Genomic DNA, 26,002 nt, shown 5'->3' with positions numbered 1-26,002 from the left:
GGTTGGTCCGGGGCTTTTGCTTTTAGTGTATTGGACCTTCGTTGTTTCTTTCCGCCGCACGCTGAGAGGAAGTTGTCAAAAAAGACGGAGAGATGGAAGAGTGCGCGTCTTTGCCTTCCACCGCTGTTGCCTGACCCGGACCTGGCATCACCATATTTGCCAAGTACATCAAGTCTGAAAACATATTGGGGAATCGCGCCTGCATGGTGGCCGCGATCTTGGTGGGTAAGGACAATATCAGTTCGGCATCACCCCGAATGCATGCCTGAAAGATTCGCTGAGCGGCGGTGTCGGCACTGGTGCTGATCATGGGTAAAGAGGCCAGGATGGAAAACCAGGCGTACTCTTTTTGAACCTGACCTTTGAAGGTGGCATGATCGACGGATCCTGTGCGCATGACATTGGGTGAGACTGTCGTGACATAGATACCTTTGGCTGCAAGCTCAGAGTGCAGGCCTCGGGAATATCCTACCAGGGCATGTTTTCCCACGCAGTAGGCGGCCCGGTGGGGAATGGGTATCAGGCCTCCGATCGAGGCAATGTTCACAATACGGCTGCCTTTACTCATGAACGGCAGGCAGTTTTCGATGAAATGATAAGGACCCCAGAAGTGAACTGCCAAAGAATCCTCATAGTCGGCTTCAGTGACATGTTCCAAGGGTGACGAAGAAATAATGCCGGCATTGTTGACCAGCACGTCGATTCTTCCGAAGGTGCGCACAACTTCTGCGACGGTCTGTTCAACATCCAGAGGGATGCGACAGTCGCAGACGAAGGTGTGAACCAAAGCTTCGGGGCTATCCAGTTGCAAAATGTTCTGTGCCCGGCGCAGCTCATTACCGTCCCTTGCTGTCAGGGCCACGCTGGCCCCCGCGCGGCAGAACTCTTTGGCGATCAGAAGTCCCAAACCCCGCGAGCCTCCAGACACCAGCACCACTGCTCCTTTGAAAGAACGTGATCGCAGTTGAGTTCTGATTTTGGAAAGCAGCAGGGCGGAAACAAAACCTGTGGCGAAACCCGTGATAATCTTTTTTGTCAGGCTCATAGGAGCTCCTTTTCTTCATCATAGGGGACGAAGGGGGGAGCTCAACGTGTAAGGTAGCAGAGGCTAGTAATAGTAAAGCAGGCGGGCTTCGCCCCGCTGGACAGAGTTTGTGTCTTCGCCGGAAAGGCGCAGGCTTAAGGACTTGTTCAGACTGAAGTTCACACCCAGTGTATTTTGACGATACTCGTGCTCAGCACCTTTGTAGTCGTAGCGATAGTAGCTTTCGGCAAAAAGTGCAAACCAGTCACGGTTCCAGCGGGCGCTGACCGACGGGCCCGCACCGATCTTCCACGTGTCACCAGCGAAGTCCGTGCTGGTTTGACCGGTGGCACGCAACCAAAGACTGAGATCCAGATCACTCCAGTAAGTCTTGGTGATGCCAGATCCTCCACTCAGTTCAGTCCAGCGGCAAAGAGAAGTGCACCCGTTTTCGTACCCGCGCTCGACGGAAACTTTCAGGCGCCAGGAAAAGCCCTGATTAAATGCATCGACCGGTGAAAGGGAAATGACTTCGTACAAGGTGGCTTTGTCCAATGCAACTTCATCAGAGTCGGGATTAAAGCTGAAACTGAAAGCGCCCATAGTGATTTCGGCAGTGGGAGGATAGCCCTTTTTGGGATCCAGCAGATCATGCAGCGAAAGTTTTGCATCAATCAGATAGAAACGGTCTGAATTCCACTCACGGTATCCCAGTCCCCAGCGCCGCGACCCTTGAGCATCGTGAGGGGCCTCATTCCAAGGGGCAGGCACGGTCAGAGGTTCAGAGGCGCCCCCGAGTTCGGCACGAGCCAGCAGAATGTCCTTTTTAAAGAGGTAAGCGCCTTGTTTGCGCAAAATTTCTTTTGGATATCTGAAATCCAGATAGTCCATGGCTGCATCCAGGGTGTCGCGCTTTTGCTGGGTTTCAAGACCTGCGATCAATTGGGGCAAAGATTCGGTCTTCGCAAACTGGCGAATGCGTTCTTGTTCCACGGATCCCAGCTTTTTATAGCGGGTGTCGAACGTTGCGCGGATGGAAGGACGATAATGGATGTTCTTTACCAGGTCCTTTTGTTCATACAGTGTTCCGACGGTGTCAGCAGGCATCACCTGGGACTTGAGGTCTTTGGTGAGTTCCAGCGAAGGTCGGGCGGCTTCCAGCAGCGCCAGAATACGGTACGAACAATTTTCTTTGAAATAGTGATAATTGAACTCGGCACTGATCAGTTCCCAGATATTGGCGACGATCAACTGAACTTCCTCGGGCGTGAAGTTCAGGTCATATTCCCACAAGTCACGGGATTCGAAGTCGTTGTATTCACGAACCTTGTAGTAATACGGATTGATATCAAAGGTGCCGGGCATCAGCCCTGAAACACCAAGGAATGAATAGATAAAAGGATTGTCCGAAACCTTCACCGCAGCATAACCGACACCATAGTCAGAAAGCTCATAGCGTTCGCCGTCACGGGATGAAGCGCTTTTATTGATGCGCAGGAAGGTGTGCCCGAAAGCAGATGCCGGATTGTTCAGATAGTAGGATGAAAACACATAGGTCAAAGACTGTGGCTGCAGGATTTCCAGGAAGCGTTCATAGCGTTCGCAAGATACGGAGGGCAGCTTTTGCCCGCTGATTTTTTCAAGCCACAGTTTACGCGCCGGGAAGACACAAGCCGCAGATTCATTGAACTGGCCATCTTTGGATTTGATTTTCTTTTCTGGATTCATCAGGGCCGAGATGGTGGCCTGAAGTTCCAGCGAAGGATTGTTTTTCCCTTCAGGGTGCAGGAAAAAAGCGGGGTTTTCAGCCGGGCTGGTATAACCGCCGAAGGTGTTTTTGTCGTATTGCAGAAGTCGCAACCACTGGACATTGTCGGCCCATTTTTCCGTGGAGGCGCGAGAGGACAGATCGTTGGTTGCCAGAGCCAGCGAAGAGAAGGTCAGTGAAAAAAGCAAAAGCCCCATTTTCATGAGGCTTTTGTTGCAGAAACTCAAAGTCATTAACCTTGGCAAGATTGAGCCAAAGTAACGATTTTTTCAGAAGAGTTCACGCCTGGAGCGTAGATCTCTTTGTAGTTCTGTTGAAGAGTGCTGTTGAATTTGGAATCACAGCCCAGCATGTTGTTCAAAGTGGACAGAGTCTCACCTTGGCCACGAGCGATGTCGTTTTCCAAAGCTACAGAGTTGGATTCGATGAAGGAGTTCACTTCAGCTTTGGCAAAAAGACCTTTACCGCAGTTGGAAGTACCGGAAGTGATACCGAAAGTTTGAACACCAGTACCGTTCAAAGTTGCAGCGATAACTTGCATCGCGCCTTCTTCGTTACCGAAAACCAAAGAACCCAGACCGCAACCTGCAACGCCATAAACGCCAGTGCCTTTAAGACCGGAAGCAGCTTGTACAGATACCGCAGAACCCAAAACAGCCAATGCTACGATGAATGATTTCACGTAATCCCCTTTTGTAGTCGATCCGACTTTATTGTCGAAGTCCTAAAAATTATGAAAAACGAAGTGAGACTTGGCAAGGATTCATCCGATGTAGACGGATAAACCTATCGCTATTGACCCCGAAGTCTGGATTTTATGTGAAGCAGCAAGACCATTGGACAAGTATGCCTAAAAAAAAGGCTAAAAAAGAACATTCGCATAATCATCTGCCAGATGCTTTTTGACCTCCTGAATAAAAATCTTCACATTGATGTTTTGCTTGTGTCGAATAGGGGTCACGGCCCAGATGTCTTTACGGCCTTCGCTGAAATTCTCAAGCAATGAGATCAACCGGCCTTTCTTGATGTCTTCAAAGGCATAAGAGCCTGGAAGTCTTGCGACCCCCAGTCCCGATAGCGCCGCCTTTTGCAGAACGCGGGGATTGTTGCATTTAAAATTCCCTTTCACAGGAACCTGAAAGGACTTGCCTCTTTTGCGGAAACTCCATGACGATCTTTCGCCAATGCAGTTGTGATTTGCGAGATCTTCAGGGTCCTTTAAGGCCGGGGACGCATTGAGGTAAGCTTTGGAGGCCACAACGTATTCCACTCTGGAAGCGATCTTCTGCGCCAGCAGTGACGAGTTTTCCAAATGCCCAATACGAATGGCTACATCGAATTTTTCTTCAATCAGATCCACCACGCGGCTTGAGAAATCCAGCTCGATTTTCAGGTCTGGATAACGCTTGGCCATGTCAATCACTACGGGGGCAATGTACTCTTCGCCGAAGATGCCCGCCAGAGTGACACGTAAAACCCCGCGAGGAGTGTCCGAAAGATCCAGAATTTCTTTTTTTGCAGAATCAAGATTTTGCAGGGACTGACGGCACGTTTCCAGGAAGCGTTCTCCAACACTCGTCAGTTGCACCTTGCGGGTGGAACGGACGAACAGGGCGACGCCTAGGTCGGATTCCAACTGGCTGATGGTTTTGCTGATATGGGACTTGGAAACTCCCAAAGCTTGAGCGGCAGCAGAGAAGCTGCCCGAGTCGGCAATTTTGACGAAGGCTATGATTCCCTGCAACGATCTTATTGTTTCCATGTGGAAACAGTATTGTTCCTTTCGTTGCCTAGTCAAGAGGGGCTTGGGAATTTATAATTCCTGCTTATTAACTAAGGAGAATTACATGAAAATCAAAGCCGCTGTTGCCTGGAAAGCCGGAGCCCCATTGTCCATCGAAGAGGTTGATCTGGAAGGACCTAAAAAGGGCGAGGTTCTAATCAAGGTTGTTGCGACGGGCGTATGCCATACAGACGCTTTCACATTGTCCGGGGCGGACCCAGAGGGCTTGTTCCCGGTGATTCTGGGTCATGAAGGTGGCGGTATCGTTGAAGAAGTTGGCGAAGGCGTGACCACTTTGAAAAAAGGCGATCATGTGATTCCACTGTACACCCCAGAATGCAAAGAGTGCAAATTCTGTCTTTCCGGCAAAACCAATCTGTGTGTGCGTATCCGTGCGACTCAAGGCAAAGGCCTGATGCCGGATGGAACCTCCCGTTTTTCTAAAGACGGCAAAATGATTCATCACTATATGGGATGCTCCACTTTCGCGGAATATACCGTTGTACCAGAAATCGCATTGGCGAAGGTCAATCCGGCGGCCCCTTTGGATAAAGTGTGCCTGCTGGGTTGCGGGGTCACCACTGGGATTGGCGCTGTTTTGAACACGGCAAAGGTTGAAAAAGGTGCGACGGTGGCCGTCTTTGGTTTGGGCGGCATTGGTTTGTCTGTGATTCAAGGTGCAAAAATGGCCGGAGCTTCCCGTATCATCGCAATTGACATTAACGATGCGAAATGGGAAATGGCGCAGAAGTTCGGCGCAACGGACTTTGTAAATCCGAAAAAACACGACAAACCCATTCAACAGGTGATCGTGGAAATGACTGAATGGGGCGTGGACTATTCCTTCGAGTGCGTGGGTAACACCCAGTTGATGCGTGCGGCTTTGGAGTGTGCACACCGTGGCTGGGGCCAGTCCATCGTGATTGGTGTTGCGGGAGCGGGACAGGAGATTTCAACTCGTCCGTTCCAATTGGTGACGGGTCGTGTGTGGAAGGGCTCTGCTTTCGGGGGTGTTAAAGGCCGTACGGAGCTTCCAGGTTACGTGGAGCAGTACATGTCGGGTGAAATCAACATCGACGACATGGTGACCTTCACAATGCCACTTGAAGATATCAACAAAGCCTTTGATTATATGCATGAAGGAAAAAGCATCCGTTCTGTCATCAAGATGTAGAACGGGCGGAGGATCCATGAATCTAACACCTTTAAAAACACATAAGACATTCCAGGGGCTGACTCAGTTTTGGGAGCATGATTCGGCTGTGACCAAAACCAAGATGAAGTTTTCAACCTTCATCCCCCAGGGCAAAGTCAAAGGTTGCGTGATCTGGCTTTCAGGCCTGACCTGCACCGATGAAAACTTCATCACCAAGGCCGGAGCGCAAAAGTATCTGGCAGAACACCAACTGATGGTGATCTGCCCGGACACCTCACCACGGGGCCTGCAGCTTCCCGGAGAGCACGACAGCTATGACTTCGGTTCTGGCGCGGGTTTTTATGTGGATGCGACAGTGGATGGTTATAAAGACCACTACAAGATGTACAGCTATGTGAATGAAGAGCTTTATTCCCTGATTCAGAAACAGTTCGCAGTTTCTGCTGAGCATATTTCCGTCATGGGGCATTCTATGGGTGGGCACGGTGCTTTGGTTCTGGGGCTGCGCAATCCTGGGAAGTATCGTTCTGTTTCGGCATTTTCTCCGATAGTGAATCCGGTTCAGTGTCCTTGGGGACAAAAAGCCTTCGCAGGATATCTGGGAACAGACACCAGTGCATGGTCCCAGTACGATGCCACAGAATTGGTAAATAGCGGTGCCCGTCATCCGGCGAAAATCCTGATTGATCAGGGGACGCAAGATGAGTTTTTGCAAAAAGGCCAGCTGCTGACTCAGAACTTTGAAGGTGCCTGTAAAACTGCGGGACAGCCTTACGAAGTGAACTATTGTGAGCAGTACGATCACAGCTATTACTTCATTGCGACTTTCATTGAAAGTCACATCAAGTTTCACGCAAGTTTCTAGAATAAAGAGGCCGGATTCCCGGCCACTTTATTTTTCGGCTGAAGCTGATTACCAGCATCGATGGTGGCAAGTGGACGGAGCGCCTCCCGCATTAACACACTCTTCAATGCACTCTTTGAGGAAGTCTTTGCCCCTGAAGCTTCGGGGGATCTGCTTTGAACCGACGTCCTTTGGAGAGCAGAAAATGTAGTCTCCGGCCCATCCGTCACCGGTGGAGCAGATATAGTGATTGCCGTATTCATCGCACGCGCTTTCTGTGTAACTACATACATATTTTGCAGCTTGGGCTGGCAGGGCTGACATTAGTAACAGTCCAAATACTAAGACATATTTCATGGTTATTTCCTTTCCTGACGGGTTCTGCCGCTAAATTAGTCATATTTATTGTTGAATAAAAGTTCATTAAAGTTATATATAGTTAACTTATGGATATAGGACGAGTTCGTTACTTCCAGGTATTTGCAGAGACTGGTTCCTTGGTAAAGGCGTCAGAGGTGTTGCACGTGTCGCAGCCGGCCTTGTCCAAGGCGTTGCGCTTGCTTGAGCAAGAGGTGGGCACAAAGTTGCTGGAACCCGAAGGACGGGGATTGCGCCTGACTCCGGCGGGCCAGCGTTTTAAAAATGAAACAGCAGGTCTGCTGGATCAATGGTTGAAAGTTCCGGAAAATCTTCTTCGTTCCGATTCGGAGAAAGTTCCGTATCGCCTGGGTTCTTTTGAGGTGTTCACCACTTATTTCCTGAGTCACCTGCTGAAGTCCGTCGATCTTGGGCCGCTGGAGCTGCACGAATACCGGCCCGGTCGCCTGGAGCAGGCCATCGCGGAGGGAGTCGTGGATATCGGTATTACCTATGCGCCCATCCCGAAAGCCGGAGTGGACTTTACCGAGGTCACAAAAATTAGAATGGGAATTTTTGGTCTGAAGAAGTTCAAAGGCCTGAATTGGAGTGAGCTTCCGTTTGTTGTGCCCCTGCTGCCGACACAAGGCACGCCATCCAAGGTGCAGGGTTTGGATGGCTGGCCCGATCATGAATACACTCGCCAAATTCTTTACCGCGTCACCATGATGGAATCGGCGATGGAGTTGTGCCGGCAAGGGCTGTGTGTGGCCTATCTGCCAGAGTTTGTGGTCAACCTGCATAACAAGGCGCTGCTTCCGGATTATCGTTTGGTCGAGATGGATTCACCGCTTTCCCAAAAAGACCGAAAGCAGAGTGTGTTTTTAATTCAGCGAAAGAACAATCCGGAAAGCACGTTGTACCGACAGATCGCCAAGAGTCTGCGTAACTTGGGATAGCGGATCAGAGTGGCTCTGGTCCAGCGTAGGGCTGTGGCGAAAGCGTCGGAGCAATCCGGAAGTCTTTTGGCAGTTCACCGGTCAGACTTTGCAGGAAGGCTTTGATCAGGCTGACTTGCTCGTCCGTCAGATCTTTATTGAGCTGAAGCTTGCCCATCCAGCGAATTGCAGTTTCCAGATCCTGTGTCGAGGCATCGTGGAAGTAAGGGGCTGTTTCGTTGATGTTACGAAGCGACGGCACTTTGAAGACATAAAGGTCTTCATCTTTCTTGCTGATCTCCTGGCGTCCTTTGTCCGGATTTTTTGACTTGGTAAGATTCCAGTAGTTTTGATAAACCCCGAATTTTTGCATGGTTCTTCCTCCCACAGCGGTGCCGTTGTGGCAGGAGGCGCATCCAACAGTTATAAATTCGTTCAGGCCTTTTTTGGCCTGATTGGACAGGGCCTTGATGTCGCCTTCCAGGAACTGATCAAAGGGTGCCCGGGTGGTTAAAGAGCGCTGATAAGACCCCAGTGCTGCGGCGGCATTTTCAAGAGTTAATGGATTGCCCGATCCCGGGAAGGCGTCCTTGAACAACGGTTGGTAACCAGCCAGTTCCAATCTTTTAAGGGCCTCTTTTTCCGAAGAGTTTCCAAAGCTTAAATGTGTTGTGAACGAACGCAGGGCCTGGTCTTCGATGCTTGTTCTGTCGTTGCGCCAATGCACGATGTCTTGATATTTCAGATTCAGGATCGATTGGGCGTTGCGCGCCCCTTTGTTGTTATTAAATCCCGCAGATTGAGGCAGTCGGTCCGTACTGTAAAACTGAGGTTGGTGACAGCGAACGCAAGTTGTGCTGCCATCCTTGGAAAGTCTGTAGTCAAAAAATATTTTTCTGCCCAGCTCTATTTGGGCGGCAGTGACTTTGTCAGGGGCCGCTGTTTTCGCCGGAATGATTCCAAAAAGTGCTTTTGCGGTTTTCGCAAGCTCCTTGTCCGTGCCGAAAGCCACCTTGGGGATCGTCAGGAAAATTCCACAGGCTGCCATTGACAAGGTTAAGAACCGTATACGAGCTGTTTTCAAGAGGCCTCCTTTATCAATTGATATCTGCTGTTTCTATCTGGTCCCAATATTCGCGCAAATCCAGCTCGACTTCGAGCTTTCTAAGGGCGGCAAACATTCCCCCAAGCTTGCGGTGCAAGAAGATCAGCTTGTGTGGCGGTGGAGAATACTTGAGGCTTTGCACAAGCTGTCGGGAAAGCCGGGCATTTTCTTTCGCGAATTTGTCATTTTTAAAGTCGAACTTTTGGCCATTGGCATTTTGGAAGAACGGACTCATACCAAGTTTTAAAAGTTCAACGAACACCATTTTCGCATCTTCAGACTCGCGTGAATCCAGCAGTCCAAACTCAACCGCCGTTTGCACGATCTTTTCCGGTGAGGTGCTGCGAATAGAATGAAGAAGCTCGACATAGTTTTTTCTGAATTCCGGCGGATAGCGCCGGGAGGCGCCAAAGTCGAGGGCTACGATTTCCAATTCGGGGACTTGCCGGATCAGGAAATTTCCAGGATTGGGATCAGTTTGCACGAAGCCCCACTCAAAAAATTCCATGACATAAAGCTCTAACAGGGCCTTGGCAATGATCTCACGTTTTTCGACCGGGGGACGGGTGTCGATCCACTCTTTAAGTGTGAGGCCCTGTTCGTAAGTCAGACACAGGACTTTGTTCGTGCTAAGGTGATGCAGGGGCTTTGGTGTTCTGATTCTGGCGTACTTCCAGGCGTGGGATTCAAAGAGCTCTGTAAAGTTTGAAAGGGCCTGGGCCTCGTTCAGATAGTTTACTTCCTGCCGCAGAACTTCTTCAATTTCCACAAAGAGATGTTCAAGATTCATACTTCTGCCAGTCAACAGGCAGAGAGTGGACATCAGTCTTTTCAGGGCTTTTATGTCATTTTCAATTGATTGTTCAAGATGCGGATACTGAGCTTTGATAACAACTGGATTGCCTGAGACGCTCGCCTTATATACCTGCCCCATGCTGGCCGCTGCGAACGGCTTATAGTTTATGTTCTGCAGCAGTCGAAGCTGGTCTTGAGTCAATTCAGCTTTAAGCACCTGAGCAAGATCCAGTTCGGGGCTTTCAAAAGCTTGGTTTTGCAGTTGCGATAAAATTTGAATCGCTTCGGGAGGGAAGTAGTCATCCAGATCAAGGCTTAAGAGCTGACCGGCCTTCATGGCGGCACCTCGGAGGTTTCCCAGAGTCTCTGTAAGAATTTTGGCCTGCTCGATCCTGGATTGAATGTCGCCGGAGGAGAGTTCCTTCAGGCCGATCTTAGTGGCCATTTTGGCCAGTTCAAACGTCCGTTTGAATTGACTGTTAAAGATGGATCCCATGCCGGGCTCTCCTGGTGAATATTGACTTTCAATATGGTTCATACTACTATGAACTAAATTGGAGTTCAAGATGGAAAAGCTAAAAAGCGCGTCTCAATCTGGAATCACCGTTTATTACGATGGCCTTTGCCACCTGTGTTCGCGTGAGATAACTCATTATAAGAAACTCAAAGGGGCCGATCGTATAACATTTATTGACATCACCTCTTCGGACTTTGATGCGATTTCAGAAGGCCTGGATCCATACAAAATTCATAAGAGTCTTCATGTTCGAGATTCTGAGGGTCATATCGTTACAGGGGTTGAAGCCTTTATTGTGATTTGGACTCAGTTGGAAAGTTTGAAAAAGATTGTTCCTTTGGCTTCATTTGGTCCGGTAAAAAAGACTCTGGAGGCAGGCTACTTCTTGTTTGCAAAAGTCCGGCCGTTGTTGCCGAGGAAGGAATGTTCTGACAGCCCTTATTGCCAAACCTAAGCGGCTTTAGAAAGGCGGGAAAGGGTCGGATGGGAATTTCAAAAGAGCTGAAAAAGAAGTTTGCCGGTTTTTCTGAAGAAGATCGCGCCAGACTTGTTCGCATGGGCTGGGAGGATCGCACGACTTTTGAGGTGATTGCCGTGCAGTTTGGGCTGTCGCCCAATGAGTTCGTTCACTTCATGAGATCAGTGCTGTCAGGGAATGCGTTCAGCCGCTGGAGGCGGCGTGTGTTTGTAGTTCTATTTTTCAGCTTTCAGTGCTTCTTCCGTCCAGCAAGCCAGGGATTCTTCGTCACTTTGTCCGATAATAAAATTCAGGGCAAATTGCGCTAAAGTGATCATCTGTCCAAGCTCTTCGACACGGTCGGATTGAAGCAGCGATTCCTGCTCGCCTCTTTTTTCGTGGATCTTGTGGAGTGTCCCGAATTTTTCTTGCGCGGTCGCGATGATTTTGGCTTCTCTCTCTTTAAGAATGTCTTTGATCACAGGGATGACATTCGGGGCCGCCGAGTATCGTTTTGTTTTCTTTCCGTCTTCTGTCATCAGGATGAGGCCATAGGCTTCCAGCTCGGAAAGGGCCGGGCTGATCAGAGCTTTAGATACGCCCAGTCTTTGAGTCAGTTCGGCGCCACTAAGACTGGTCTTTGACAAAAAGACCTGAGTCCAAATTTGGCCGTGAATTCTGCGAAAGCCCCAATAGCGAATAAAGTCCCCAACAGACTCTGACAAGTCGCGGAGTTTGTTAATTTCGGCAGTGCTGGTGGGGATGCTGTTTTTTGGGTCTGCTTTTTTCATTTAGTTCATGCTACCATGAACCATATAAGGCAGCAAGATTTTGAGGAGAGTTTGTTATGAGCAAGTATCCAATGTTCTTCAAAGCAAGGGCCGAAAGCTTGTCGGGAATTCAGACACCGTGGGATTCCAAACCGATGTCAGTAGATGCCGGTCTTCAGATGGCAATACCCGCAGAATTTGAAGGGCCCGGGGGCGGATTCAGCCCTGAGGATCTTTATGTCATGGCGCTGCAGAATTGTTTTGTGGCCACTTTTAAAGTGTTCGCTGAAAAATCAAGACTGGCCTATGAAAGTCTTCGGGTGGAATCAGAACTGACTGTGGATCGGGATGAGGCAGGGCGACCGTGGATGGCCCGTTGTGTTTTTGCTGTGTATCTTGAGGGCTGTGTGCAGATTGAAAATGCCAAAAGAATCCTGGCGAGGACATCCGAAAACTGCATGATTCTGAATTCAGTCAAGACTGAGAAGGTGTTTGAATTTCATGTGTCTTAGAGAGTTCCCGCCAGTTAGGACAGCTTTTGGAATTCTTGCCTTAAGACCTCGCGGAACCAGGCTTTCAGGGGATCTTTATGAGTCAAAGAATGCCAGATCATGCGAATCTCAATCTTGGGTATGTCGACGGGGCATTTTTGTACGTGCACCGGGAAGTGTTCAGCATACTTCTTGAGTAGCTGTGAAGGGGCTGTCAGCACCAAATCCGTTGAAGCCACTGTCCACGCAAGTCCGGTAAAACTGTAAGATCCAAATGCAATATGACGTTCCAGAGTTTTGCCGTTCACACGTTTGCGCAGGCCATCTTTGAAATCCCCCTGCAGCGTGATCAGGGCATGGTCGCACTCGTAAAACTGTGCGGCTTTCAGTGTTCCCTGGATGATGGGATGATTCTTACGATAGGCTGTTGAAAAGCCATCCTCGTAAACCTTCACCTGATAAAAGCCTTCAGGAAGATTTTTGTAGAATCCGGCGATGGCAAGATCATACACTCCGCTTTCAAGTTCTGACTTGGGAAGGTCGCCGCCCGTGGGGCGGAAAGAGATCTGTAAACCCGGTGCTTCATTTTTCAGTCTTTTTAACAAGGCCGGAGCCAGAATCACTTCCACCATATCTGTGGTGGCGATACTGATGCGGTCCTGGGCTTTCTTGGGGTCGAACTTTTCGGACTGCTGGGCCAGCGCACGGGCCTGCTGGGTGAACGCCTCAACAGAAGCACGCATGTTCTTAGCCGTCTGGGTGGCCGACATTCCCTTGGGAACGCGAACAAATAAAGGATCATTGAAGTGATCACGCAGTTTGGAAAGGGCGTGGCTGGCGGCGGATTGACTCATGTTCAGCTCTTCGGCTGTTTTTGAGATGTTCGACGTCCGGTACAGGCTTTCAATGATAAATAACAGGTTTAAATCCAGGCCAGGTTTCATAGTAATTATGATTATTTCAGATAGCCATTATGAAAGCTATGAAATTGATAGATTAGGATGAAACGGGCATCCTTGAGGCTGTAACAAAGGAGATCACTTATGAAAGCTCTGGCAACTATTTTGGCTGTAGTGGGACTGTCGGTCGGCGCCCAGGCCAAGGAAGAGGGTAAAACCATGAAAAAGGCATTGATTGTTGTGACAAACCATAACGTAAAAGGCAGCACGGGCCAACAAACGGGCTGGTATCTGTCGGAAGTGACGCATATTTATTATCCGTTGATCAAAGCCGGATATAAAGTGGACTTCGCCAGCCCCAAAGGAGGAGTGGCCACGATGGACGAATCCAGCCTTGATTTGAAGGATCCTGATAACAAGAAGTTCGTGGAAGACAAGAAGTTGATGTCGCAAATGCAGAACACTCTGGCGGTGAGCAAGGTCCATTCAAAAGACTATCAGTTGATTCACTTTGCCGGGGGGCACGGGGCCATGTGGGACTTTGCAAACTCGCCTGATATGGACAAGCTGACGGCAGCTATCTATGAAAACGGCGGTATTGTTTCGGCGGTCTGCCACGGGCCTGCGGCCCTGGTGAACGTGAAACTTTCCAATGGTGATTATTTGGTGAAAGGCAAAGATGTCAGTGCCTTCACGGACGCTGAAGAAAACGAAGTAGGCCTTAGCAAAGTGGTGCCTTTCATGCTGGAATCCACTTTGCGTGAACGAGGCGCAACAATGCATCCGGTAAAAAACTGGAATTCGCAGGCGATTGTGTCTGAAAGACTGGTGACGGGTCAGAATCCCCAGTCGGGACACGCGGTCGCGAAGAAGCTTGTAGAACTGTCCAAGACGTTAAAATAGTGTCTTTGTCATGCCCCGGTGTTAAGATCGGGGCATGACAAAGACACTTGAAACTATTGTATTGCTGCCGGGATTTTTGTGTGATGAGCGCCTGTGGGCCCCGCTGGTCCCGGTTTTTTCCGAACGCTACAATGTTCGCGTGGTGGATCTGAAGCATCCTCAGAACCTGGAAGCGATGATTGAAGAAGTGGGAAAGACGGCCGACAAAGTTTTTCATCTGGTCGGTTTTTCCATGGGCGGGTATATCGCCGAAACTTTTGCGACCCGTTTTCCTGAACGAGTTCTGTCTTTGTCCTTGGTGGCTGCCAGCGTTGGTGCCTTGTCGGAAAAAACACGGGCGGCACGCCTGAAGATGGTGGGCCTTTTAAGACGTGGAAAGTACAACGGCATCTCGGAAAAAGAGATGGACCGTTACATCCACCCCGATTTTCTGAAGGACCCGCAAGTGGTCGGCCCCATCATGCAGATGAGTGCGGATTTTTCCTCTGAACAGTATATCAACCAAACCTTGGCCACTGTGGACCGGATCGACCAAGGCGCTGCCTTGCAAGAACTGTCGTTCCCGGTTCTGATCGTGGCGGCAGCCAATGACCGGGTGGTGCCGTTGGAGTCTTTGAAGAATCGTCATGCCCAGATAACACGCTCCAAGTTCCAGATCATTGATCATTGCGGGCATTATGTGCCGTTGGAACAACCCGCCGAACTGGGTAAAGCCGTTCTGGATTTTGTCGGTGGTCAGTGGTGAAGCAAACGTGGGGCATCATTGGATTGGGTTGGCTGGGGCAGAAGCTTGCTGAACACTTAAGTCAAAAAGGGATCGAAAACTGGGGCACCCGCAGTCAGGATTTTGACTGGGGTTGTGATGATTTTCCGAATAAATCCTGTGACGTACTTTTCCTGAACACACCTCCGCTGGTGCAAATCAATCCTGAAGACTTCGTTGCCAAAATTCCGACAGGGGACTATCGCCGGATTATTTTTATAAGCTCGATTTCAGTGTATGGCGGCCAAGCCGGCAGCATCACCGAACAAACACCGACGATGCCCACCACGGACAGCGCACGTTGGTTGGTGGCCGTGGAAACGCTTTTAAGTCAGAAGTTCTCGGGCCCACTGACGGTGATTCGTCCCGGCGGCTTGATTGGTGGTGACCGGCACCCTGCCAAAAGTTTGTCGCAAAGCCAGCGGCCTTGCGCTGGGAATTCAGCCGTGAATCTGATTCACCGTGACGATCTGGTGCAGATCATCTGGGCGGCGGCTCAGGCAGAATCCGCTTTGCCTGTTATTAATGCTGTGACGCCATTTCATCCCGTAAAAAAAGAATACTATGGCGAGTGGACGGCCGCGCGGGGAATGGCTCCAATTTTATTTACTGACGTACAAGAGCCTTCCAAGGTTGTGGGCTCGGATGTTCTTGCCAAGATTTATCCAAGTTGGCTTCGTCCGCGTTTGGACTGATGGGTTTTTCAGCAGCACTGCCGATAGATTTGGCAGTTCCGTGTTTTTATTAGCGATGACATCAGAGGCGTGGTAAAGGGATTGCCTCTTATGCATCATGATGTTTCTCTGACGGATGACCAAAATATACGCAAAGATTTGTTCTTTGCCTCGTCGAACCTGCTGAAGAAAATCCGTCAGCTTGAAAAAGACCACACGGATTTTCTGCTCTGGGATCAAATCCTGTATCAAGACTGGTACAATCTGACGTTCCGAGACGAACTTCAAGCCGGCGAGCTGCTTGAAAAACGTCATAAGGTTCTGACCACCTTCCAAGTGCATTTGAAATACGTCGCCAACACCTCGAATGTTCCTTTGGAGCGTGCCTACTGCATGCTGAAAGAGGAGGAAAGCCAGTACCAGGCCGGCGATGATGTGTGGAAGTTTGTTATCGACAAACTGAGAAAGAATCGCTTCGACACCGCGACCAGAAGTTCCGCAGTGCCGGGGGAGCCGCTGCCGATTCCTGAAGATGGACCGGCCGTTAATTTTGCTGAAATTTTCTTTAAGGACGATTCCGCATTGAGCGGTCTTAGACGTCGTGCGCGCTCGGTGTATCACTATCTGAATGATATTGACGATGGCATGATGGCCCGTCATCTGTCCGTTCCAATGGCGGGATATCAGTTGTTTAAAGAGACCTTTCAGATCGCGATGAAGTGCGGGGATTGGAAATTATTGGGGCGTTTGTGGAAAGCGGCTGATCCCGCTTACCAGCAAAGATACCTGCGCAATATGCCGGTCCATTTAAAAGACTTCCTTCAGCAGATCATTGCTGAAAATGCCAGTGAAGAAGCCCTGGAAAAAGAGCAGGCGGAGGCTGAAAGTCTGCTGCGCACCACCTATCGTAAACTGGCGCGCCTGCTTCATCCGGACAAGCAGATCGGTGTTTCGAAAGAGCATCAGGATTGGGCTTCCATCAAATGGCAGCGTGTGCAAGCGGCATACAAAGCCCAGGACCATGACGCCTTGAAACGCATTGAACTTTTATGCATGGCCGAGCTGGGGCAGCTCAATGACTTGACCACCGATGAAATCTATCAAAGTTCTTTGGTGTTGAATGAAGAGTACGAAACGCTCAAGAAGAATCTGAAGGCCTGTCGCAAGCATCCGGCGTGGAAGTTTTCCAGCCGCCGCAGCTATGAGACACTCAAAAAACAAGCCCGCCTTGAGCTGGAAAAGCGCTTTGGTCCCCTCGAGGCGGAAGTGCACATGCTGGAAAGCCTGTTGAAAATGCTTTCAGCTGCAGAAAAGCAGGCTGTCCATTAGGGCCGACTCTTGGAAAATATTCCATAAATCAGGGGGCAAAGAGTGCTTCCCAGGGGCTTCTGTATTGCTGCCAAGCCCCTGTAATTAATAAAAATTTCGTATTTTGAGAAGGGGCGGGGTTTCTGCTTGCGGAATTCGCTGGGTACTGGCTTATTACCGTCCATGCAAACACAAAGCTTCAAACGTCCTGAACTGTTACTTCCCGTGGGTACCAAAGAGATGGCTATGGCCGCCATCCACAATGGGGCTGATGCCATCTTCATGGGTGTACCGGGTTTCAATGCCCGCGGGCGAAGCTATGATTTCCAAATCGAGGAAGTCAAAGAGATCATCGACACCTGCCATCTTTACGGCGTGAAGGTGAATCTGGCCTTCAATATTCTGATCTTCCAAAACGAACTGCACAAGGCAGCCGAGACTCTGGAAAAAATCCTTCCGCTAAAACCGGATGCCTTCATCGTACAGGATCTGGGCTTGGTCCGTCTGATCCGTCAGATGGCTCCGAATCAGCGAGTGCACGGTTCCACGCAGATGAGCATCAGCAATGCCGAAGCCATCACCTGGCTTGATGATCTGGGCATTCAGCGCTTCGTGTTGGCGCGTGAAAACTCTATTAAAGAAATTCATTCGATCAAACAAAACACTGACAAAGAAATCGAAGTCTTCGTGCATGGCGCACTTTGTGTGAGCTATTCCGGTCAGTGTTTCACATCCGAAGGCATCGGTGGCCGTTCCGCCAACCGTGGTCAGTGCGCGCAAAGCTGCCGCTTCAACTACGAAATGTATGTCGACGAAGAAAAGCGCGATCTGGGCGGGAAGTCCTTCCTGGTGTCCCCTCAGGACCTTTGTGGCATCAATGAAGTCCCAAGCCTGCTTGAAGCGGGTGTGGACTGCTTCAAGGTCGAAGGACGTCTGAAAACGCCTGAATACGTCGCGACGGCGGCTCGCAGCTTTGATCAGGCGATTGAGTCGGCGCAAAATCATCAGGCCTTGATGAATCCGGTGCTGCTGAAAAAACAAATGGCCACGGCATTTTCCCGTGGCTTTTTCAGCGGCTGGTTCCATGGGGTGAATCATCAGAAACTGGTGGAAGGCACGTTCAGCGCCCACCGTGGATTTGAATTCGGTAAAGTCGTTCGTGTTAAAGACAGTTCTTTGGAAGTCGAACTGACCGAAGAAAACATCCAGCAGGGACTGAAAGCCGACTTCATTCAGGCCGGTGACGGTGTGTTGTGGGTTTATCAGGACCGCAACGGACAAAGTGCTGAAAAAGGCGGATTTGTTTTCGCCGTCAAATCCCTGAACACGCGCCGCTTTGAATTGGAATTTTCTCGCGACATCAACATGAGTGAGCACTTCATGGGTGCTCGTGTGTTCTACAATCACGACAAGGACCTGAAGCGTGACGTGGCTTTGAGTGTGGAAGACAAGGAAAGAAAGAAGCGTCTTCCTGTGTCTATTCATGTGGAGGCGTCTTTGGGGCAGCCTTTGAAGGTCACTTACACAGATGGTCGTTACACCGTTTCTGCAACGTCTGCCAACGTCTGTGAGCCTGCGAAATCCAAAGGTTTGAACTCTTTGGACTTGCGGGAAGAGCTGTTTGCTTTGATGGGAAGCCCGTTCCGCGGGCATGAGTTCACTTGCGAACTGGATGCTTCCACGCCGCTATTCCTGCCGGCTCGTCAGGTGAAGGAGCTTCGTCAGCAACTGGTGAAAGAACTGACGGATCTGCGCATTCAAAATGGCGCGGCTCCGGAAGTGCTGACCGCCTTGGCGGTTGGTGAATGGATTGAAGGCAACAAGACGGCTGAAAAAGCCGCTCCGGGTGCAAAACTGAATCTGCTTCTGCGTGAAAAAGGGCAGGTTGAAGACTTCGTTAACGCCATCAAGTCCGGCGAGTTGACCACCACGGGTTTGAATCTGGTGATCCTGGATTTCGAGTTCGGTTTGGATTTTGAGCCCAGCTTGAAGCTGCTGAAAGAAAACGGAATCAAGGTGGGTATTGCCACGACCCGTGTTTTGAAACCGAATGAACACCGCAACGTGAAGCATCTGTTCAATTTGAATCCGGATGCGATCCTTGCCAGAAACCTGGGTGCGGTTCAGTGGCTGCAGGCCAATAACTATCAGGGCCAGATCCTGGGTGACTTCAGCTTGAACGTGACGAACCACCTGACGGCGCAATACCTGTTGAACAAAGGTCTTCACAGCCTGTGCCTGGGCTATGACTTAAACAACGTGCAGGTCAGTGAGCTGATTCAAGCCGGTCAAGCCGCGCAATTTGAAGTGACGGCTTACCAGTACATGCCAAGCTTCCACATGGAGCACTGTGTGTTCGCGGCGTTCCTAAGCAAAGGCTCCAGCTTCAAGGATTGTGGCAAGCCTTGTGAAAAGCACCAGGTGAAACTGAAAGACCAGTTCGGCAACTGGCACCAGATCAAGCCGGATCAGGAATGCCGTAATACCATGTACAACGGAACGTCCCAGTCGGCGGCCCGCTATGTGAAGGAATGGGAATCTTTGGGCTTGGGTTATATCCGCTATGAGGCCTTGAAAGAGCGTCACTCTGAGCTGATTACAAAAATTCAGGGGCATTTGGATTTCATCAGCGGCAAAAAAGATCTGGAATCTTTGATCAAGGATCTGGGGAACGTAGAAAGCTACGGTCTTTCTGAAAGCCACTTCCAGAGAGAAAAAGAATACCAAAGCCGCAAGAAGTAATAAAAAAGGGAGTCAGAAGACTCCCTTTTTTTTATTCAAATTTCGAGCGAAGATACTTTTCGTATTCCCGAAGGACCGAGTTCATGACCCCTTTAAGCAGTTCATCCATTGCCGGGTCCTGACCTTGTTTCCCGTCCATATTGACGAAGTCTTTTAAGATCTGTTCTTCACGTTCGGCATTGAAGAAGGGCTGGCCTTCCTGCTGCTTGATCTTCCACACGGCCATGGTCAAATCACGTCGGCGCAGTAAAAGCGCATGCATTTCTTTGTGAACCTGATCAATTTCCTGACGAAGACTTTGGATTGTTTCCATAGATAAAAGACCTTCTTGGTTAGTCCAGACGGAACAGGGCAAACTTCAGATAACGAAGCTCTTCCATGGCCAAAGGGTAGGGGTGATCCACCGGCTGACCGCCAATATAAACCAGCGTGGCCTTCTTGCGGGCGCGGGAAAAGGCTTCCTGGCAGATATCCATAAACTCTTTGGTCGAGATATGGCTGGAACAAGAACTCGCCGCAAACAGACCTTCAGGGTTCACCAGTTTGATGGAGTTAGAGAACACCTTGGTGTAAGCGGCCTTGGCTTGCTCGACCGATTTTTCATTCGGCGCGAAGCTGGGAGGATCAGTGATGACGATGTCGTATTTTTTCTTTTCGGTGTTCAATTGCTCTAGGTAGGCAAAGGCATCGGTCGCCACATCGTGGTGAACCGTCTTCAGATCATTGATTTCAAAGTTGCGAGCCACGGCTTGGATGGCGACTTTCGCGATATCCACACTGGTGACTTCTTTGGCGCCACCTTTGGCGGCGAAAATAGAAAAGCCGCCAGTATAGCTGAACAGATTCAGCACCGTTTTGTCTTTGGCAAAGTGCTGAATCATTTTGCGATTGTCGCGTTGATCCAGGAAGAAACCGGTCTTGGCAGCATCACGGATGTTCGAGGCAAAGAGAACGCCATTTTCCAGGAACTGAACTTCCGGCGCCAGGGTCCCCACGATGTTAACACCTTTTTCTTCGGCGTCGTTACGGCGCTTTAGATAGACGCATTTCACCTGAGGGAAGGCTTCCTGGATTTTTTCGGCAATGGCCGGGGCATTCCAGGTCTTTTCCATGATCGGGTGATCGTGTTTGATTACGGCCGTGTCGTTGTAAACGTCCACGATCAGGCCCGGAAGGCCGTCGCCTTCGCCGTTAATCAGGCGGAAGGAATTGGTGACTGACAGATCGAAGGTTTTGCGAATCTCAACAGCCTTGCGCCACTGGCTTTCAAAGTAAAGTTCCAGGGTGCGCTTCATGTTGTTGCGGCGGAAGATGGGCTCTTCAGCCAACACCAGAACTCGGAAGCGCAATTGAGTGTCGCCCTGCCAGATGCCCAACGCCAGGGCTTCGCCCTTATAATTCAGCAGATGAATCCCCGATTTCAGGTTGCGGCTGGGATCAAAACAGTTAGCGAAAAGCCAGCGATGACCTTGTTTTAAGTGCTTGGTCACGTCACGTTTTAGCTCGATGGTTTCAATGGTGTTTTCAAATGTGACGGCAGCAGAAGTCATAGTTCGGGGTCTCCAAAGCGAGGGCTCTTTTTATGCTAAATCGCCCCTCTTCGCAAGGTGTTAGCAGGGGCTTTGCCGGGGGCACAGAAAGGGGGTGGCAAATTTACAGGCCGGACCTTCTATTTGACTCCCAGATCAATCTCAACGACTCTGGCGCCTTCAAATTTCGCTCTTAAAACGGAGTATTTCATGGCGCAAAAAACCGGCACCCCCAAGGCTGCATCCACCGTGCTTGATCAGAAGTTCTGGCAGAACTTCGCCAAGAACCACTGGGAGAAAAAGCCCCTGGTCGCCCGCAATGTGAAATCCGGCCTGCTGGAGATGACGGATGCCGAGATCTTTGAGCTGTTGGTGGCCTACAGTGACCGTTGCCGCGAAATGAATGATCCTGAAGGATTGAAGTTTTTCATTGAGGGCGTGAAAGCCGACCCCGAAGAAGTTTTGCAACTGCTGCCCGAAACGTCCGACAAGTCCTTGTTGGGCTATCACAAACGTATGAAGGCCCAGTTCCCGGATTACTGCCTGGTCTGCGATGAGCTTTTGCAGGTGAATCTGAAAAAGCAGCATCTGTTGCAGGACTTTACCGACGATCTTTTCCGTCATGTGGGTTTTCCGAATCGTTTTTCTGAAATCGGCCTTTATCTGGGGAACTATCGCAAGACTCCGTTCGGGGTTCATGTGGATTCCTGCGGGGTCTTCAGCTTCCCGGTGGCGGGGGTGAAAAGATTCCGTCTGTGGCCTGCAGCTTACGGCGATGAACATCCGGAACTGGATCGCACGTTCAATTATGAAAAGCACAAGAAGCATTCCCAGCTTGTCGAAGTCGGTCCGGGGGACATGACCTATTGGCCGTCTTCAGAGTGGCATATCGCTGAATCTGACGGCTCTTTCAGTGCGACCTGGAGTCTGGGCGTGTGGGTGGATCAGCCCCACGGGGATATGTTTGGGGCGGCATTGAAGGATCTGGTTGATGCGAAGCTGGGCTCAGCGGGGTTGAAAGTCACAACACCCTTTAAGACGTTGCATGACAAGTCCGGTGAAGTCGGAGAGCTGCCAAAGATTTATCAGGACTCTTTGAAAGCGCTGAAGTCCCTGAGTGCCGCCGAGCTTGAAGAGGCGCTCTTGAAATCCTGGATGAAGCACATTTCGCTTCAAGGATTTAAGACCGTGCCTGTATCCGCAGTGAAGGTCACAGCAAAATCGCGTTTGCGGCTTCGCAGTGTTCGTTCGCCTGTTTTGTGGCAGCAGAGTGCTGTGAACAAAAAAGCTTTCAGTCTGAGTTATGGTGGGGTTTTGGTTCAGAGCTCTTCCGCCGGACTTTTGAAGATGGTGAAGGATTTGAATGCTGGCAAGGAGTGTGTTCCGGCTCAGTACCTGAAGATTCAGGGGGCGAAGCGGGACCTTGGCTTGTTGCAAGAGCTGGCTGATGCCGGGGCGTTTCACGCCTGACGCTTTGGGTGCCGGACACAAAAGTGGTCCTGTTGCCCAGAAAACAGGCATATTTTTCCGATTTTCCCATGACAGAGGCTTTCGGCGGGTTTAAATTCTTCGGGATAGCTAAATCGACAATCTTTGAAAGGAACCAGCTTATGAAAGCTCCTGTTCGTGTAGCAGTTACCGGCGCTGCCGGCCAAATCGGTTATGCACTTCTTTTCCGTATCGCCAGCGGTGCGATGTTGGGTGCAGACCAACCAGTGATCCTTCAACTTCTAGAGATCCCAGACGAAAAAGCTCAAAAAGCGCTGAAAGGCGTGATGATGGAGCTTGAGGACTGCGCGTTCCCTCTATTGCACTCTATGATCGCTACGGGTGATCCAGCAGTTGCATTCAAAGACGCTGATGTGGCCCTTCTTGTTGGTGCACGTCCTCGTGGCCCAGGTATGGAGCGTAAAGATCTTCTGACTGCAAACGGTCAGATCTTCACTGTACAAGGTGAAGCGATCGGCAAATACGCTAATCCAAATGTAAAAGTTCTGGTTGTTGGTAACCCGGCAAACACGAACGCCTACATCGCGATGAAATCTGCGATGAAACACGGTCGCGTAAAAGCGAAAAACTTCACAGCAATGCTTCGTTTGGACCACAACCGTGCATTGTCTCAGTTGGCGACTAAAACCGGCAAACCAGTTGCTTCTTTCAAGAAAGTGGCAGTATGGGGTAACCACAGCCCAACGATGTACCCGGACGTTCGTTTCGCGACTGCTGACGGTGCAAAAGTTCCTGAGTTGTTGAAACTGGGCACGGCTGAAGGTGATGCTTGGAACAAAGACACGTTCATCCCGACAGTGGGTAAACGTGGTGCTGCGATCATCGAAGCTCGTGGTTTGTCTTCTGCAGCTTCTGCGGCTTCCGCAGCTGTTGATCACATCCGTGACTGGTGGTTGGGCACGAACGGGGAGTGGGTTACTATGGGTATCCCTTCTGATGGTTCTTATGACATCCCAGAAGGCATCATGTACGGCTTCCCAGTGACTTGCAAAAACGGCGAATACGAGATCGTAAAAGGTCTTGAGATCGACGCTTTCTCTCGCGAGAAAATGAACAACACACTGAAAGAATTGAACGAAGAAAAAGACGCTGTTGCTTCTATGCTTTAATTCTTAATTCAAATATTGAATTGAAAAAGGCTTGGCGCCCAGGGCTTCAATCAGAACCAGAGCTTCCGGAAATGAAAAATGAGCATCTTTGATTTTTGTGAACTTGGGATCGATAAAGTAGTCACGCGCACCTCGGAAGTCGGCTTTTTCAATGTTGGCATTGGTGAACGATGTCCCGGCCAGAGAGGATCCAGCAAGGCTGACCTTGGAAAGGTTGGCACCGGCAAAATCAGATTCACGAATCATGCAGTTGACGAAGCCTGATCCGCGCAGGTCCACGCCTTGAAAACTTGTGTAATCCAGTTTGCATCCGCTGAAGGTATAACCACCATTCTTGCGCACTTCGGTCCAATTGGTGCCCATCAGGTTGCAGTCTTCAAATGCGACCCCGCGAAATGCGACGTTCATCAAAGAGCAGTTGGCAAAGTTACAGCTGACAAACTTGCAGTCCAGGAAAAGCGAACTTTTCAGATTAAGCTCTGTGAAGTCCATCTTGGTGAACTCAAATCCGGAAATTTCTGTGTCCGGGTTGCTCAACATTTGCAGCATCTGATTTTCGGTGACCTGGATGTATTTCATTTCGTCTCCCTTTTTTAGGAAGCTAGCATTGTTGGCGGTGTGAATTGAAATGTTTTTATGGGGGGGCAAATGACGGTCTTGAAAGCGTGTCGCTGTCTTGAAAGAGTCAAATTGCAGCCACTTTAGAATCGATAAAAAAGGGTCCAAGACGCGAGATTTTGACCCGGGTGTTTATGCCGTAATCCAAAACTGAAAACAGCTGAAGGACGGCCCCTTGGCGTGCGCGTAAAGAGCTAAAAAATAGTTTTCCCAGAGGGGGATTTAACGCCTAGCGGTTGAAGTTGAATTGCTCGGGCTCGCCGATTTCAGTCGTGGGCCATGGGGCGGACCAATCCATTTCGGTAAGTTTCTTTTTGTCGGCGCTTAAAATCAGCTTCACTTTCTTCACGCCGTTAAAGAATTTCTTATCAGTGCACAGGCGAACCGTCGTTCGGCCGCTGAGCAGTCGGTTTTGTCCGTTATTAAGATTTAAAACCGGAGTTGGGTTGGCAGTAAGAGTATGTGGGGTTTTCTTGCCGTTCACAAACACAGTCGCCGACCAGGCTGTTTTGGAGTAGTCCTTTTGCTCTTTGGACTTGATGTCCCCCTGGAAGCAGAGGTGCCCATTGTAGGGGTGAACACCGTCGTCCTTATCAAAGTTTGTTCCAAACTTTTTCGCCATTTTTTCCCTGGTGGCAATGGAGACTTCTGGCAGCTGGAAGTATATTTTTATCGTCAGCTCGTCATCGCTCATGGGAACGATTGCCGTTTTATTTAGGGCAGCATCGCGTTCTTTGTCTTGCGGAGTGCTTTTGTAACCAATGAAGACCCCTGATCTGCCGCCCTCGGGTGGTTTGGGGGCTTTTTGTGCGCAGGCTGTGGCCAAAACTACGGTCAGTGTGAGAAGAAATCGCAAGATGTTATTCATGGGTTTTAGTTTAGTGGGGGTGCTTGGATTTGCAAGTCCGGGAAAGTCCTCGCCTGTCTTTGCAGAAAGAATCAGGACTTCTGTTTTTGTAATTGCACCGGAACAGCCTTATTGGTTTGGCAAAAGCGAAGTAAATCGTAACGCTGAAACGTGTGTCTTTTGTCTCAACCAAGAGGAACTATCCATGAATTTCAAACAGCGGCTTTCAAAGTTTTTGGATCAGGTCAGCAAGCACGAAGTCTTTATTCTTGCTTCATCCATTGCCTATACGACAGGGCTTGCTCTGGCTCCCTTTGTCTTGATTCTTTTGTCCTTGGCGACTCTGTTCGGGGAAGGAACCCGTGATAAGATCTTTGCCGGATTTGCGGACGTTGTGGGGCAACAGGCCAGTGGCTCGATTCAGCTGATTGTCGAAAATGCAGAAAAGAATCCTCAGGGCACTGGGATCTCTGGAGTCATTGGCTTTGTGGTTCTGCTGATATCGGCGTCGGCTATTTTTTCGCAGCTGCGATACGCTTTGGACAAAATCAATGAGCACAAGGCCTCTGAGCAGGAACAAGGGGTGATGGGTTTTGTTAAGGATCGTTTTTTATCCATGGGGTTGTTACTGGGTTTCGTTTTTTTGACGATCACCTCGATGCTTCTGACCACGGCATTGATGGTGGTTTTTCCCGCACAGCAGGGGTGGTTCTGGCAGAGTCTGGTTTTTGTTATCACCTTGATGGTGTTTGCCGGGCTGTTCACGGCGATCTATCGATTCGTACCTTCAGACAAAGCCTCGTGGAAACGATGTGCGGTGGCGGGGGTTACCAGCACCGTATTCTTTAATATTGGCCGTACCTTGATTGGTTTGTATCTGGGGACTGCAGGATTGGAGAAATCCTATGGAGCGGCAGGATCTCTCGTGGTTTTTCTGGCATGGGTTTACTATAGCGCTCTGACCTTGCTGGTTAGCTATGAGTTTGCTAACCAGGTCTTGTTGCGGGATAAGTCGTCCCAGGCAGAAGTAAAGTCGGAGGTGGCAGTAAGAAGACCTCGGGATTTAGATCAGACTTTTCACTGGCCCGTAATCTAG

26 protein-coding genes are annotated in these 26,002 nt (G+C 49.9%); 14 read left to right on the top strand and 12 right to left on the bottom strand.

Going from position 1 to position 26,002, the window contains the following annotated elements; genetic code table 11:
• Nucleotides 1-22: 22 nt before the first annotated feature.
• The 4 genes from B9G79_RS14025 to B9G79_RS14010 form a co-directional block, all read right to left on the bottom strand.
• Nucleotides 23-1,045 carry an SDR family NAD(P)-dependent oxidoreductase gene (locus tag B9G79_RS14025; RefSeq protein WP_088566068.1) on the bottom strand — a complete coding sequence of 341 codons (1,023 nt, stop codon included), beginning with the start codon at nucleotides 1,043-1,045 and terminating at the stop codon, nucleotides 23-25.
• 63 nt (nucleotides 1,046-1,108) lie between these two features.
• The gene (locus B9G79_RS14020; protein WP_232468702.1) at nucleotides 1,109-2,995 is read right to left on the bottom strand and encodes an Lnb N-terminal periplasmic domain-containing protein; all 1,887 of its coding nucleotides are present in this window, start codon (nucleotides 2,993-2,995) and stop codon (nucleotides 1,109-1,111) included.
• Nucleotides 2,996-3,024: 29 nt separating this feature from the next.
• Complete coding sequence (locus B9G79_RS14015) at nucleotides 3,025-3,474, bottom strand: DUF3015 family protein (RefSeq protein ID WP_011163441.1); 450 nt, start codon at nucleotides 3,472-3,474, stop codon at nucleotides 3,025-3,027.
• A gap of 180 nt (nucleotides 3,475-3,654) precedes the next feature.
• Complete coding sequence (locus B9G79_RS14010) at nucleotides 3,655-4,554, bottom strand: LysR family transcriptional regulator (protein WP_088566066.1); 900 nt, start codon at nucleotides 4,552-4,554, stop codon at nucleotides 3,655-3,657.
• An 85-nt stretch (nucleotides 4,555-4,639) separates the two neighbouring features.
• Between B9G79_RS14010 and B9G79_RS14005 the strand changes: the two genes are divergently transcribed.
• From B9G79_RS14005 to B9G79_RS13995, 3 genes are all read left to right on the top strand, one after another.
• Nucleotides 4,640-5,749: an S-(hydroxymethyl)glutathione dehydrogenase/class III alcohol dehydrogenase gene (locus B9G79_RS14005; RefSeq protein ID WP_088566065.1), complete on the top strand. Its 1,110-nt coding sequence runs from the start codon at nucleotides 4,640-4,642 to the stop codon at nucleotides 5,747-5,749.
• Between the two features lie 16 nt (nucleotides 5,750-5,765).
• A complete protein-coding gene (fghA, locus tag B9G79_RS14000; protein WP_088566064.1) occupies nucleotides 5,766-6,596 on the top strand; it encodes an S-formylglutathione hydrolase in 831 nt (276 codons plus the stop codon).
• A 425-nt stretch (nucleotides 6,597-7,021) separates the two neighbouring features.
• On the top strand, nucleotides 7,022-7,891 hold the full coding sequence (locus B9G79_RS13995; protein ID WP_088566063.1) for a LysR family transcriptional regulator: 870 nt from the start codon (nucleotides 7,022-7,024) through the stop codon (nucleotides 7,889-7,891).
• 4 nt (nucleotides 7,892-7,895) lie between these two features.
• Here B9G79_RS13995 and B9G79_RS13990 read toward each other — a convergent pair whose 3' ends face one another.
• Nucleotides 7,896-8,954, bottom strand: a complete 1,059-nt coding sequence (locus B9G79_RS13990) for a cytochrome-c peroxidase (RefSeq protein WP_198298017.1) — start codon at nucleotides 8,952-8,954, stop codon at nucleotides 7,896-7,898.
• A gap of 13 nt (nucleotides 8,955-8,967) precedes the next feature.
• Nucleotides 8,968-10,266: an ABC1 kinase family protein gene (locus B9G79_RS13985; protein WP_157678789.1), complete on the bottom strand. Its 1,299-nt coding sequence runs from the start codon at nucleotides 10,264-10,266 to the stop codon at nucleotides 8,968-8,970.
• A 70-nt stretch (nucleotides 10,267-10,336) separates the two neighbouring features.
• On the opposite strand from B9G79_RS13985, the gene B9G79_RS13980 reads away from it, so the two are divergent.
• A complete protein-coding gene (locus tag B9G79_RS13980) occupies nucleotides 10,337-10,741 on the top strand; it encodes a thiol-disulfide oxidoreductase DCC family protein (protein WP_088566060.1) in 405 nt (134 codons plus the stop codon).
• Between the two features lie 29 nt (nucleotides 10,742-10,770).
• On the top strand, nucleotides 10,771-11,073 hold the full coding sequence (locus B9G79_RS18605; RefSeq protein WP_088566059.1) for a TIGR03643 family protein: 303 nt from the start codon (nucleotides 10,771-10,773) through the stop codon (nucleotides 11,071-11,073).
• Here B9G79_RS18605 and B9G79_RS13970 read toward each other — a convergent pair.
• Complete coding sequence (locus B9G79_RS13970; RefSeq protein WP_088566058.1) at nucleotides 10,981-11,535, bottom strand: GbsR/MarR family transcriptional regulator; 555 nt, start codon at nucleotides 11,533-11,535, stop codon at nucleotides 10,981-10,983. The two genes, B9G79_RS18605 and B9G79_RS13970, sit on opposite strands and share 93 nt — an antisense overlap.
• A gap of 56 nt (nucleotides 11,536-11,591) precedes the next feature.
• On the opposite strand from B9G79_RS13970, the gene B9G79_RS13965 reads away from it, so the two are divergent.
• Nucleotides 11,592-12,026: an OsmC family protein gene (locus B9G79_RS13965; RefSeq protein WP_088566057.1), complete on the top strand. Its 435-nt coding sequence runs from the start codon at nucleotides 11,592-11,594 to the stop codon at nucleotides 12,024-12,026.
• Between the two features lie 14 nt (nucleotides 12,027-12,040).
• Here the strand turns inward: B9G79_RS13965 and B9G79_RS13960 are convergent, their stop codons facing one another.
• Complete coding sequence (locus tag B9G79_RS13960; RefSeq protein ID WP_088566056.1) at nucleotides 12,041-12,949, bottom strand: LysR family transcriptional regulator; 909 nt, start codon at nucleotides 12,947-12,949, stop codon at nucleotides 12,041-12,043.
• A 99-nt stretch (nucleotides 12,950-13,048) separates the two neighbouring features.
• Here B9G79_RS13960 and B9G79_RS13955 point away from each other — a divergent pair, with 99 nt between their 5' ends.
• The 5 genes from B9G79_RS13955 (at nucleotide 13,049) to B9G79_RS13935 (ending at nucleotide 19,294) form a co-directional block, all read left to right on the top strand.
• The gene (locus B9G79_RS13955) at nucleotides 13,049-13,807 is read left to right on the top strand and encodes a type 1 glutamine amidotransferase domain-containing protein (protein WP_088566055.1); all 759 of its coding nucleotides are present in this window, start codon (nucleotides 13,049-13,051) and stop codon (nucleotides 13,805-13,807) included.
• A 34-nt stretch (nucleotides 13,808-13,841) separates the two neighbouring features.
• Nucleotides 13,842-14,552 (top strand): alpha/beta fold hydrolase, encoded by a 711-nt coding sequence (locus B9G79_RS13950; protein ID WP_088566054.1) that lies wholly within the window; start codon nucleotides 13,842-13,844, stop codon nucleotides 14,550-14,552.
• The gene (locus B9G79_RS13945; RefSeq protein WP_232468701.1) at nucleotides 14,549-15,265 is read left to right on the top strand and encodes an SDR family oxidoreductase; all 717 of its coding nucleotides are present in this window, start codon (nucleotides 14,549-14,551) and stop codon (nucleotides 15,263-15,265) included. Before B9G79_RS13950 ends, B9G79_RS13945 begins: the two co-directional genes overlap by 4 nt.
• A 90-nt stretch (nucleotides 15,266-15,355) precedes the next feature.
• A complete protein-coding gene (locus B9G79_RS13940; RefSeq protein WP_088566052.1) occupies nucleotides 15,356-16,573 on the top strand; it encodes a hypothetical protein in 1,218 nt (405 codons plus the stop codon).
• A 162-nt stretch (nucleotides 16,574-16,735) separates the two neighbouring features.
• A complete protein-coding gene (locus tag B9G79_RS13935; protein WP_232468698.1) occupies nucleotides 16,736-19,294 on the top strand; it encodes a U32 family peptidase in 2,559 nt (852 codons plus the stop codon).
• 31 nt (nucleotides 19,295-19,325) lie between these two features.
• On the opposite strand, the gene B9G79_RS13930 is transcribed toward B9G79_RS13935, so the two are convergent.
• Nucleotides 19,326-19,607 carry a chorismate mutase gene (locus tag B9G79_RS13930; protein ID WP_011163468.1) on the bottom strand — a complete coding sequence of 94 codons (282 nt, stop codon included), beginning with the start codon at nucleotides 19,605-19,607 and terminating at the stop codon, nucleotides 19,326-19,328.
• Between the two features lie 19 nt (nucleotides 19,608-19,626).
• Nucleotides 19,627-20,844 (bottom strand): class I SAM-dependent rRNA methyltransferase, encoded by a 1,218-nt coding sequence (locus B9G79_RS13925; RefSeq protein WP_088566050.1) that lies wholly within the window; start codon nucleotides 20,842-20,844, stop codon nucleotides 19,627-19,629.
• A 189-nt stretch (nucleotides 20,845-21,033) separates the two neighbouring features.
• Here B9G79_RS13925 and B9G79_RS13920 point away from each other — a divergent pair, with 189 nt between their 5' ends.
• Together B9G79_RS13920 and B9G79_RS13915 are read left to right on the top strand one after the other, a co-directional pair.
• Nucleotides 21,034-22,293 (top strand): JmjC domain-containing protein, encoded by a 1,260-nt coding sequence (locus B9G79_RS13920; protein ID WP_088566049.1) that lies wholly within the window; start codon nucleotides 21,034-21,036, stop codon nucleotides 22,291-22,293.
• Between the two features lie 140 nt (nucleotides 22,294-22,433).
• Nucleotides 22,434-23,441: a malate dehydrogenase gene (locus tag B9G79_RS13915; RefSeq protein WP_011163471.1), complete on the top strand. Its 1,008-nt coding sequence runs from the start codon at nucleotides 22,434-22,436 to the stop codon at nucleotides 23,439-23,441.
• 3 nt (nucleotides 23,442-23,444) lie between these two features.
• Here B9G79_RS13915 and B9G79_RS13910 read toward each other — a convergent pair whose 3' ends face one another.
• A complete protein-coding gene (locus B9G79_RS13910; protein ID WP_088566048.1) occupies nucleotides 23,445-24,020 on the bottom strand; it encodes a pentapeptide repeat-containing protein in 576 nt (191 codons plus the stop codon).
• 268 nt (nucleotides 24,021-24,288) lie between these two features.
• Nucleotides 24,289-24,915, bottom strand: a complete 627-nt coding sequence (locus tag B9G79_RS13905) for a hypothetical protein (protein ID WP_198298016.1) — start codon at nucleotides 24,913-24,915, stop codon at nucleotides 24,289-24,291.
• 196 nt (nucleotides 24,916-25,111) lie between these two features.
• On the opposite strand from B9G79_RS13905, the gene B9G79_RS13900 reads away from it, so the two are divergent.
• A complete protein-coding gene (locus B9G79_RS13900) occupies nucleotides 25,112-26,002 on the top strand; it encodes a YihY/virulence factor BrkB family protein (protein ID WP_157678787.1) in 891 nt (296 codons plus the stop codon).

Origin of the sequence: Bdellovibrio bacteriovorus, assembly GCF_002208115.1 — a bacterium.
Lineage (GTDB): Bacteria > Bdellovibrionota > Bdellovibrionia > Bdellovibrionales > Bdellovibrionaceae > Bdellovibrio > Bdellovibrio bacteriovorus_C.
This window is presented reverse-complemented; position numbering and strand designations above follow the sequence as displayed.